Source organism: Mycobacterium sp. E3247 (assembly GCF_001667785.1).
Lineage (GTDB): Bacteria > Actinomycetota > Actinomycetes > Mycobacteriales > Mycobacteriaceae > Mycobacterium.
This window is the reverse complement of sequence record NZ_LZJG01000021.1, coordinates 1-9,685: the sequence shown is the minus strand read 5'-3', so window position 1 is coordinate 9,685 and position 9,685 is coordinate 1. Positions and strand designations below refer to the sequence as shown.

The 9,685-nt window shown below is 68.4% G+C and carries 9 protein-coding genes and 1 pseudogene; 3 read left to right on the top strand and 7 right to left on the bottom strand.

Annotation, left to right across the window (positions count from 1 at the left end; translation table 11 throughout):
- From A9X04_RS00790 to A9X04_RS00780, 3 genes are all read right to left on the bottom strand, one after another.
- Positions 1 to 278: GTP cyclohydrolase I (locus tag A9X04_RS00790; protein ID WP_197508962.1), on the bottom strand; the 278-nt coding region annotated here is incomplete at its 3' end.
- 15 nt (positions 279 to 293) lie between these two features.
- Entirely contained in the window at positions 294 to 2,663 is a 2,370-nt protein-coding gene (gene ftsH, locus A9X04_RS00785) for an ATP-dependent zinc metalloprotease FtsH (protein WP_067916817.1), read from the bottom strand.
- Between the two features lie 268 nt (positions 2,664 to 2,931).
- Positions 2,932 to 3,348 (bottom strand): VOC family protein, encoded by a 417-nt coding sequence (locus A9X04_RS00780; RefSeq protein WP_067916815.1) that lies wholly within the window; start codon positions 3,346 to 3,348, stop codon positions 2,932 to 2,934.
- Positions 3,349 to 3,482: 134 nt separating this feature from the next.
- Here A9X04_RS00780 and A9X04_RS00775 point away from each other — a divergent pair, with 134 nt between their 5' ends.
- From A9X04_RS00775 to A9X04_RS00765, 3 genes are read left to right on the top strand one after another with little or no spacing between them, the layout of a single operon-like run.
- The gene (locus A9X04_RS00775) at positions 3,483 to 4,451 is read left to right on the top strand and encodes an alpha/beta fold hydrolase (RefSeq protein WP_102419430.1); all 969 of its coding nucleotides are present in this window, start codon (positions 3,483 to 3,485) and stop codon (positions 4,449 to 4,451) included.
- On the top strand, positions 4,448 to 5,635 hold the full coding sequence (locus A9X04_RS00770) for an LLM class flavin-dependent oxidoreductase (RefSeq protein ID WP_067916812.1): 1,188 nt from the start codon (positions 4,448 to 4,450) through the stop codon (positions 5,633 to 5,635). The genes A9X04_RS00775 and A9X04_RS00770 overlap by 4 nt, the downstream gene beginning before the upstream one ends.
- A complete protein-coding gene (locus A9X04_RS00765; protein WP_067916810.1) occupies positions 5,635 to 6,648 on the top strand; it encodes a zinc-binding dehydrogenase in 1,014 nt (337 codons plus the stop codon). The genes A9X04_RS00770 and A9X04_RS00765 overlap by 1 nt, the downstream gene beginning before the upstream one ends.
- A gap of 30 nt (positions 6,649 to 6,678) precedes the next feature.
- On the opposite strand, the gene A9X04_RS00760 is transcribed toward A9X04_RS00765, so the two are convergent.
- The 4 genes and pseudogenes from A9X04_RS00760 to A9X04_RS31220 form a co-directional block, all read right to left on the bottom strand.
- On the bottom strand, positions 6,679 to 6,963 hold the full coding sequence (locus A9X04_RS00760; RefSeq protein WP_067916808.1) for a WXG100 family type VII secretion target: 285 nt from the start codon (positions 6,961 to 6,963) through the stop codon (positions 6,679 to 6,681).
- Positions 6,964 to 7,003: 40 nt separating this feature from the next.
- Positions 7,004 to 7,300 carry a WXG100 family type VII secretion target gene (locus A9X04_RS00755; protein ID WP_067916806.1) on the bottom strand — a complete coding sequence of 99 codons (297 nt, stop codon included), beginning with the start codon at positions 7,298 to 7,300 and terminating at the stop codon, positions 7,004 to 7,006.
- A 77-nt stretch (positions 7,301 to 7,377) separates the two neighbouring features.
- On the bottom strand, positions 7,378 to 8,460 hold the full coding sequence (locus A9X04_RS30750; RefSeq protein WP_082974722.1) for a PPE family protein: 1,083 nt from the start codon (positions 8,458 to 8,460) through the stop codon (positions 7,378 to 7,380).
- A 685-nt stretch (positions 8,461 to 9,145) separates the two neighbouring features.
- Positions 9,146 to 9,439: pseudogene (locus A9X04_RS31220) on the bottom strand (PE family protein); the annotation flags it as partial.
- Positions 9,440 to 9,685 lie beyond the last annotated feature (246 nt).

The following is a 9,685-nucleotide window of genomic DNA, read 5'->3' as shown; positions in this document are numbered from 1 at the left end:
TCGCAGGTGGAGTACAGCGGGATCTCCTTGACCAGCACCAGTTCGTCGTGTTCCTCGTCGAACATCGTGTTCAGGACGCTGTCGGGGTCGGTGTAGAGCCCGGCGAACATCTCCTGGTAGGCGCGCGCCACGCGGGCCGGCGTCTCCCGTAGCCCGTGCCGGTCCGGGTCCTCGCCGACGGCGAACAGCAACTCCCGCACCGCGGCCTCGGCGCGCGCCTGATCGAACACCCGTGTCGGTCCAGTGGCGGTGTCCGGACCGAAACCCGTCAAGGCCATCGAATCCTCCGTTCGTCAGCCGTGGGCCGGCGGATTGGACCGGCTCACGTCGTCCTGCTCAGGAGACTTGCCGCCGTCCGGGTCGGGCAGACCCGGCGGCGGGTAGGGCGGATACGGCGGGTAGGGGGGCTGCGCCTGACCCTGCTGGCCCGGATGAGCCGGGTAGTGCCCCGCGGGCTGCGGCCAGTAGGGCTGCTGCGGGGCCTGTGGCGGCGGATACCAGTAGTTCGGCTGCTGGTCCGGCGGCGGCCATCCCGGCGCGTGCCAGCCCGCCGGCGCGCCGTAGTCCGGCTGCGTGGGCCCGTGCGGCACGCCGGGGCGGTGGCCGGCACCTTGAGATGCCTGAGAACCGTTGCCGCCGTTGTTCTTTCGGTCGGGATCGGGTCCCGCGGCGGCCGCGGCGGCCTGGCTGGCACGCGCGATGGCGGCCTTGAACGCCGGCTCGGGAACCGGCGGTGGCCAAGGCTCGCCACGCTCGATGGCCAGCTCGCCGGGCGTCTTGATCGGCGGCTTGTCCGACGGGATGCGGCCACCGAAGTCGTCGAACATGGTGAGCCTGGGCCGCTTTTCGACGCCGGCGAAAATGCCCTCCAGCTCGGCGCGGTGCAACGTCTCCTTCTCGAGCAGCTGACCGGCCAACGTGTCGAGGACGTCGCGGTATTCGGTGAGGATCTCCCACGCCTCGGTATGTGCCGCCTCGATCAACTTGCGGATCTCGTCGTCGATGTCGCGGGCCACCTCGTGGGAGTAGTCGGCCTGCGTCCCCATGGTGCGGCCCAGGAACGGGTCGCCGTGTTCGGTGCCGTACTTGACCGCGCCCAGTTTGGAGCTCATCCCGAATTCGGTCACCATCGCGCGGGCCACCTTGGTGGCCTGCTCGATGTCGGACACCGCGCCGGTGGTCGGCTCGCGGAACACCAGTTCCTCGGCGGCGCGTCCGCCCATGGCGAACACCAGCTGCGCGATCATCTCCGAGCGGGTCCGCAGGCCCTTGTCTTCCTCGGGCACCGCCACGGCGTGCCCGCCGGTGCGTCCCCGCGCCAGGATCGTGACCTTGTAGATCGGCTCGATGTCCGGCATCGCCCAGGCGGCCAGGGTGTGGCCGCCCTCGTGGTAGGCGGTGATCTTCTTTTCCTGCTCGCTGATGATCCGGCCCTTGCGGCGCGGCCCGCCGATCACCCGGTCCACCGCCTCTTCGAGCGCGGCAGTGGTGATGACGGTGCCGTTCTCCCGGGCGGTCAGCAGGGCGGCCTCGTTGACGACGTTGGCCAGGTCGGCGCCGGTCATGCCGACGGTCCGCTTGGCCAAACCGTCGAGGTCGGCGTCGGGGGCGATGGGCTTGCCCTTCGAATGCACGGCCAGCACCGCGCGGCGGCCCGCCAGGTCGGGGTTGGACACCGGGATCTGCCGGTCGAAGCGGCCGGGGCGCAACAGCGCGGGGTCGAGGATGTCGGGCCGGTTGGTGGCGGCGATGAGGATGACGCCGGCGCGGGGGTCGAACCCGTCCATCTCGACCAGCAGCTGGTTCAGCGTCTGCTCGCGCTCGTCGTGGCCGCCGCCGAGGCCCGCGCCGCGCTGGCGGCCCACGGCGTCAATCTCGTCGACGAAGATGATGCAGGGGTTGTTCTGTTTGGCCTGCTCGAACAGGTCGCGCACCCGCGACGCGCCGACGCCGACGAACATCTCGACGAAGTCGGAGCCCGAGATGGTGAAGAACGGCACCCCGGCTTCCCCCGCCACCGCGCGGGCCAGCAGCGTCTTGCCGGTCCCGGGCGGGCCGTAGAGCAGCACCCCCTTGGGGATCTTGGCGCCCAGCGCCTGGTAGCGGCCGGGGTTCTGCAGGAAGTCCTTGATCTCGTAGAGCTCTTCGACGGCCTCGTCGACGCCGGCAACATCGGCGAACGTGGTCTTCGGCATGTCCTTGTTGAGCAGCTTGGCCCGTGATTTGCCGAACCCGAAGCCCATTCGGGCGCCGCCCTGCATGCGGGAGAACATCACGAACAGGCCCACCAGCAACAGCAGCGGCAGCACGTAGACCAGCAGCTCGCCGAGGATGCTGCCCTGGTTGACGACCGTGCTGACCTTGGCGTTCTTAGCGCTCAGCGCGTTGAACAGGTCGACGGCGTACCCGCTGGGGTACTTGGTGATCACCTTGTCGGAATTGTCGGTGTCGTTGTTGCCCTTTTTCAGGGTCAACCGCAGCTGCTGCTCGCGATCGTCGATCTGCGCGTTCTTGACGTTGTCACCGTTGATCTGCGCCACCGCCACCGACGTGTCGACGGGCTTATAGCCGCGGGTGTCGTCGCTGAAGTAGAAGAACGACCAACCGAGCAGCACCACGACTGCAATCGCCGTGACGGTGCGAATAAGGTTTTTCCGGTTCATCAATCATCGGCCTTGGTGGCCAGGTCCTTCCCCGATATACACGCAGCTCGAAAAGTCCAGGTTACCGCTCGTGGCGATCGCCAGCTCCGGCAGAGCCGGGGCGCAGCGGGTCGTCACCATTGTCGCCGTGGCGATCGCCAGCTCCGGCAGAGCCGGGGCGCAGCGGGTCGTGCCCGCTTGCGGGGGCCGGGTCGCCACCATCTGTGCGTACAACGACCGGGGGTTCCCGCCGGGCCCTTGAGCCGGGCCCTCATCCCGGCGACATCCGTCAGTCGTAATAGCGGGCCTCGACGACGTTGCCGTCCGGATCGGCGAAGTAGTAACCCTGCGGGGCCCAGCCGCGCGCCCCGAAGGTGGGACTCAACCTCGCGCCGGTGTCCACCCCCTCCGCCTGCAGGCGCTGGTCGAGCGCGTCGTACTCCGGTTTGGACAGGGCGAGGCAGACATGGTTGACCGGGTGCCCGGCGCTGCCTGCCGTCCGGGTCAGAGACTCGGTGGAGGCGGCGTCGGCCACCGGCAACAAGTCGATGATCGAGTCCTCACACACCCGCACGCTCGGGAACGGCGCATCGCCGGCCTCGTACTCGGCAAACCGGACCGGCTCCAAACCGACCACCCGCGTATAGAAATCCATCGAGGCGCGCGGACTCCTCGTCCACAGGACGACGTGGTCAAGCCGCTTCATTCGAGTCCACCTGCTTTCGCGTAAATGCGCGGGCTTCACGGCGATATCTACCAGGCGACGAAAGCCGTTGGAATGCTATCCGCAATCAGCGCGAATACTTCTCAGCCCCGGACGGGTTGTGCTTTGGTGGCAGGGTGCTCACATCAACCGAACGGTTAGTAGAGACCAACGGTGTCCAACTGCGCGTGACCGAGGCGGGAGAGCGCGGCGCACCCGTCGTGATTTTGGCCCACGGCTTTCCCGAACTCGCCTATTCGTGGCGCCACCAGATACCGGTCCTCGCCGAGGCGGGTTACCGCGTGCTGGCGCCCGACCAGCGCGGCTACGGCGGTTCCTCGCGACCGGACGCGGTCGACGCGTACGACATCCACCAGCTGACCGCCGACCTGGTCGGCCTGCTCGACGACGCCGGCGCCGAACGCGCCGTTTGGATCGGACACGACTGGGGCGCCGCCGTGGTGTGGAACGCCCCGCTGCTGCACCCGGATCGCGTCGCGGCCGTCGCCGCGCTGAGCGTCCCCGCGGTGCCCCGATCGAAGGTCGCGCCGACGAGGGCGTGGCGCAAGGCATTCGGCGAGAACTTCTTCTACATCCTGTACTTTCAGGAACCCGGCGTCGCCGACGCGGAACTCAACGCCGACCCCGCCCGGACGATGCGGCGGATGCTGGGTGGGCTGCGGACGCCCGGCGACAAGGCCGCGGGCCTGCGGATGGTGGCCCCCGGTGCCGAGGGGTTCATCGACCGCCTTCCGGAACCCGACGGGCTGCCGGACTGGCTGAGCCAGGAGGAACTCGACCACTACATCGCCGAGTTCTCCCGCACCGGCTTCACCGGCGGCCTGAACTGGTACCGCAACTTCGACCGCAACTGGGAGACCACCCCCGAGCTGGCCGACGCGAAAATCACTGTGCCGGCGCTCTTTATCGGGGGGACCGCCGACCCGGTGTTGACGTTCACCCGCGCCGACCGCGCGGCGCAGTTGATCACCGGCCCCTACCGCCAGGTGATGATCGACGACGCGGGGCACTGGTTGCAGCAGGAACGGCCCGACGAGGTGAACGCGGCCCTATTGGACTTCCTCAATGGATTGGAGCTGCGATGAGCGCGCCACTTCGCTTCGGTGTCTTCATCACACCGTTTCACCCGATCGGCCAATCGCCCACCGTGGCTTTGGAATACGACATGGAGCGAGTGGTCGCGCTGGATCGGCTCGGCTTCGACGAAGCGTGGTTCGGCGAACACCACTCCGGTGGCTACGAACTGATCGCCTGCCCGGAGGTCTTCATCGCCGCCGCGGCCGAGCGGACGAAACACATCCGGCTGGGTACCGGCGTGGTTTCGCTGCCCTACCACCATCCGCTGATGGTGGCCGATCGCTGGGTGCTGCTCGACCATCTCACCCGCGGCCGGGTGATGTTCGGCACCGGCCCCGGCGCGTTGCCGTCGGATGCCTACATGATGGGCATCGACCCGGTCGACCAGCGGCACATGATGCAGGAGTCGTTGGAGGCGATCCTCGCGCTGTTCCGCGCCGGGCCGACCGAGCGAATAGACCGCCACACCGACTGGTTCACGCTGCGCGAGGCGCAACTGCACATCCGGCCGTACACCTGGCCCTATCCCGAAATATCGACGGCGGCAATGATTTCGCCGTCCGGGCCGCGGCTGGCGGGCGCGCTGGGCACGTCGTTGCTGTCGCTGTCGATGTCGGTGCCCGGCGGCTACGCCGCGCTGGAGACCACCTGGGACGTGGTGCGCGAGCAGGCCGCCAAAGCCGGCCGGGACGAGCCGGATCGGGCCGACTGGCGTGTGCTGAGCATCATGCATATCGCGGACAGCCGCGAGCGGGCCATCGACGACTGCACCTACGGGCTGCAGGATTTCGCCAACTACTTCGGCGCCGCCGGGTTCGTCCCCTTGGCCAACACCGTCGAGGGTGCCCAGACGCCGCACGAGTTCGTCGAAGACTACGCGGCCAAGGGCAATTGCTGCATAGGAACCCCCGACGACGCGATCGCCCACATCGAAGACCTGCTCGACCGCTCAGGAGGTTTCGGCACGCTGCTGATGCTGGGCCACGACTGGGCCTCCCCCGAGGCGACGTATCACTGCTACGACCTGATGGCGCGCAAGGTGATCCCCCATTTCAAGGGACAGCTCGCGGCGTCGCGCTCGTCGCACGACTGGGCCAAGGGCAACCGCGACCAGTTGATCGGCCGAGCCGGTGAGGCCGTGGTGAAAGCCATCACCGAGCATGTCGAAGAACAGAAGGGCGTGAGGAACTGATGCGCGCCGCGGTATTGCGCGACGGCCGGATGGTCTATCGGGACGATGTGCCCGACCGCGTACCCGAGACCGGGCAGGTGCTCGTCAGCGTGCGGGCCTGCGGGATATGTGGCTCCGACCTGCATTTCGCCGCTCACGGCGCACACGTGCTCGAGATGAGCGAGCGGGTGGCCGGCGGGGCGGGTGGCATGCATGTCGACTTGGATCACGACGTCTTCATGGGCCACGAGTTCAGCGCCGAGGTGCTCGAGGCCGGCCCCGGCACCGAAACCCACCCTCCGGGCACGCTGGTCACCTCGCTTCCGGTGCTGTTGTCCGCCAAGGGCGTCGAACCGATCGTCTACAGCAACAGCACCATCGGCGGCTACGCCGAACGCATGCTCCTCTCGTCCGCGTTGCTGTTGCCCGTCCCGAACGGCCTGGACTTCAAACATGCGGCCCTGACCGAGCCCATGGCGGTGGGGCTGCACGCCGTCAACAAGTCCAACGTCACCCCGGGGGAGACAGCCCTGGTCATCGGCTGCGGTCCGATCGGCATCGCGATCATCGCTGCGCTGCGGGCTCGGGGGGTGGAAAACATTGTGGCGTCGGACTTCTCGCCGAAGCGACGGGAACTCGCCAGCGCCATGGGTGCACATCGTACGCTCGATGCCGCACAGGGTTCCCCGTTCGACTCCGTCAAACCGGCCGTCGTATTCGAGGCGGTCGGAGTGCCTGGGATCATCGACGACGTGCTGCTCCGGGCCCGGCCGGGCACTCGCCTGGTGGTCGCCGGCGTTTGCATGCAGCCCGATACCGTGCATCCGTTCTTCGCCATCGCCAAAGAGATCAACGTCCAGTTCGTCCTTGCCTACACCCCGGAGGAATTCACCGACTCGCTGCGTGCGCTGGCCGAGGGCGATATCGACGTGAGTCCACTGATCACCGGAGAGGTCGGCCTGGACGGGGTCGGCGAGGCCTTCGACGAACTCGCCGACCCCGAGCGGCACTGCAAGGTTCTGGTCACCCCTTAGGTCCACGAGACCCATGGTGGCGACCCGCTGCTAGGCCCAGCTGGATCCGACGGCGCTGTCGGTGCTGGCCATGTTGCTGCCGGCGGTCTGCACCTTCTGGCCGTGGGCGTTGGCCTGGTCGTAGATCACCTGGAAGTTGCGACCCAGCTGGATGACGAACTCCTGGCACGCCGCCGAGCCCGCACCGCCCCAAAAATCGCCGGCGGCAAGCACATCGCGGACGATGGCCTGGTGCTCGGCCTCCAGAGACGCGGCCTGGGCGCGGATCAGGGCACCGTGGGCGTCGACATCGCCGAATTGATAGTTGATGGTCATGGTTGATCGTCTCCTGTTGGTAGAAGGTTGATGTGTTGGGTCAGTCGCCCAGGATCTGCTGTGAAGCCTGCTCTTGCTGCTCGTAGTTGTTGGCGTCGCGGATCAGGCCGTCGCGCACGCCGTGCAGCATGTTGACGATGTTGCGGAAGGCCTGATTCATCTGGCCCATGGTGTCGTACGAGGTGGCCTGCGCCTGGCCGCTCCAGCCCGCGCCGGCGATGTCCTGCGACGACGCCCACATCTTGCGGGCCTCGTCCTCCACCGTTTGCGCGTGGACCTCGAAGCGGCCCGCCATCGCCCGCATCTCGTGCGGATCGGTCATGAAACGTGTTGTCATTGGGGTTCTCCTTCGAAAGTGGTTGTTGTGATCGAACTTTGGTCATCGGTACGTCGTCGAAAGTGCCTCTCCTTCCGTCATCCGACCACGCGCGGCAATACGCTTGCGGGTGCCGGCATGGTGCCGCCGAACCCGCGCATCTCCATGCCGCCCACCTGGGCCGCGGAGCTACTCGGGGGCCTCAGCATTCGAGCCGCGGCGCCGGCGCCCGCCAGTGGTGCGCCGGCCGGGGCGGCAGTCCCGGGGGTCGCCGCGGTCCAGCTGGGAGGAACCGACAAGCCTCCGACCGGGGTGGCCTGGCCCATCACCGCCGACGGCATCAGTCGCACGGGTGCCAGTCGCTCGGGCGCGGGCATCAGCGGCTGAGCGGGGATGAAGCGTTGCATGCCGGGCATCGCCACCGGGGAGAAGGCCCCGGATGCGCGCATGGCGGTCGCGAGGCCCGCGCCGGACGGGGTCGCCCCGCCCACGCCCGATGTGGCCGCGCCGGACCCCTGACCGAAGGGCGTGCCGAGCAGGTCGGCGAAGCTGCCGATGGCAGAGGGGAAGCTGCTCGCCAGCGATGACGCTGACGAATTGAGCGTCGATGGCAGCCCCATGGTGGCTTGAGTGGCCATTCCCTGGATGTCGCCCGCGGTGGTGGTGGGCGGTGCGACCGCCATCGGTGCGAGCATGGCGGCCGACGCCGACGAGCCGGCGTAGGCGTACATGGCCATCGCGTCCTGGGCCCACATCTCGCCGTACTGCGCCTCGGTGGCCGCGATCGCCGCGGAGTTTTGACCGAGGAAGTTGGTCGCGACCAGCATCATCAGCGTGGAGCGGTTGGCGGCGATCAGCGGCGGCGGCACGGTCGCCGCGAACGCAGCCTCATGTGCGACGGCGGCCGCCGTCGCCTGCATCCCCGCCTGCTCGGCCTGCGCGGCCGTGGCATGCATCCAGGCCACGTAGGGAGCCGCCGCGGTGGCCATCGCCACCGAAGAGGGGCCCTGCCAGCTCAGCTCGGTGAGGTCGACGATCACCGTCCCGTAGCTCGTCGCAGCTGAACGCAGCTCCGCGGCCAGGCCCTCCCAGGCCATCGCCGCCGCCAGCATCGACGCCGGCCCGGGCCCCGCGTACATCAGCCCGGAATTGACCTCCGGGGGCATCGCACCGAAATCCATGAGTGTTCCTTTCCTTTTGCGTGGATCGCTATGCCAGTGCCGGCAAAGGCTTGGGGCCGGCAACAGCGCTGAAGGCCCGGTTCGCGTGCACGACGTGCTCGCCCGGCAGGTGCGGGGCAGCCGCGAGCGGCATCCGGTGGAGGGGCGCTGTCGGCGCCAGCTGCGAAGGCGACACGTGCTGGCCGGCCCCCACGCTCGGACGCTCGGCGTGCTCGACGGGCGCCGTCGGTGCTCCCTGCGAAGGCGAAATATGCTGCCCGGCAACGATGTTCGGACGTTCGACCCGCTCGGGCGGCGCCGGATGGGCCGGTGCCACGTGCTCGACGCGCTGCGGGGGCGTCATCCGCGCGGGCGAAAGGTGCTCGACCCGCGCCGCGGGGTGCGCGCCGTAGCCGCCGCGCCCGTACGGGGCCTGGTGGCGCCCATAGTCGGCATTGGCATAGCCGCCGTGCTGCGGCGTCATGTGGCCGCCGTAGTTGCCGCCCCCGCGCCAACCCTGACCGAGGGGCGTCGCCGCCGGCAGCGAGCCGGGACCCGCGCCGACGGGGGCGCCTGGCACCGGCCGGGCGGGGACGGTTGGGGTCACGCGGTTCGGCGCTGCCGGTGCGACCCGAGTGTGCACGGCGGGCGCCGGGCGGGCGGGCGCAACAGGGGCCATGTGCGCGGGCGGCAGGTGACCGCCCGCGGCTTGCGTCGCGTTCGCGGCCTCGGTGGCCGAATACGAATCGGCGCTCAGGCCGAGGGCTTTGACGAACTCCTCGTGGATCATGCTCGCCTCGGCGCTGATCGCCTGATACTGCTGGCCGTAGCCGGCGAAGGCCGCCGCGGTCATTGCCGAGACTTCGTCGGCTGCCGCCGGGACCACCCCCGTGATCGAGAAGGCGGCAGTCGAGTTGGCCGCGGCTACCGCGGAACCGATCGCCTGCAGCTGGCCGGCTGCCGCTTGCAGCAGTTCCGGGACTGTGGTCAGGAACGACATGTGTCTTCTCCTCGTGAATGCCTGGATTCGGCTTGAGTTGTCGTGCTTGCGGACACTATGTCATAAATTATGACTTTATGTCTAGTCCTGGGTATGTATTTCTGTCTTTTGGCCTACAACTCGCTGGTGGAGACACTTTGCCCGTCTTTCGGCACCGAGTTACGCTGGGCGGATGCCACGAACTAATGCCGCCGGCTGGGGGCTGAGGCGCCTGCTTGAGGCGACGCTGAACCGCGACATCACCGT

Excerpts from the sequence above, each read along its gene's own strand:
- A9X04_RS00765 (WP_067916810.1), top strand. The coding sequence starts at position 5,635 with ATGCGCGCCGCGGTATTGCGCGACGGCCGGATGGTCTATCGGGACGAT.
- A9X04_RS00770 (WP_067916812.1), top strand. The coding sequence starts at position 4,448 with ATGAGCGCGCCACTTCGCTTCGGTGTCTTCATCACACCGTTTCACCCG.
- A9X04_RS00760 (WP_067916808.1), bottom strand. The coding sequence starts at position 6,963 with ATGACCATCAACTATCAATTCGGCGATGTCGACGCCCACGGTGCCCTG.
- A9X04_RS00755 (WP_067916806.1), bottom strand. The coding sequence starts at position 7,300 with ATGACAACACGTTTCATGACCGATCCGCACGAGATGCGGGCGATGGCG.
- ftsH (WP_067916817.1), bottom strand. The coding sequence starts at position 2,663 with ATGAACCGGAAAAACCTTATTCGCACCGTCACGGCGATTGCAGTCGTG.
- A9X04_RS00780 (WP_067916815.1), bottom strand. The coding sequence starts at position 3,348 with ATGAAGCGGCTTGACCACGTCGTCCTGTGGACGAGGAGTCCGCGCGCC.
- A9X04_RS30750 (WP_082974722.1), bottom strand. The coding sequence starts at position 8,460 with ATGGATTTCGGTGCGATGCCCCCGGAGGTCAATTCCGGGCTGATGTAC.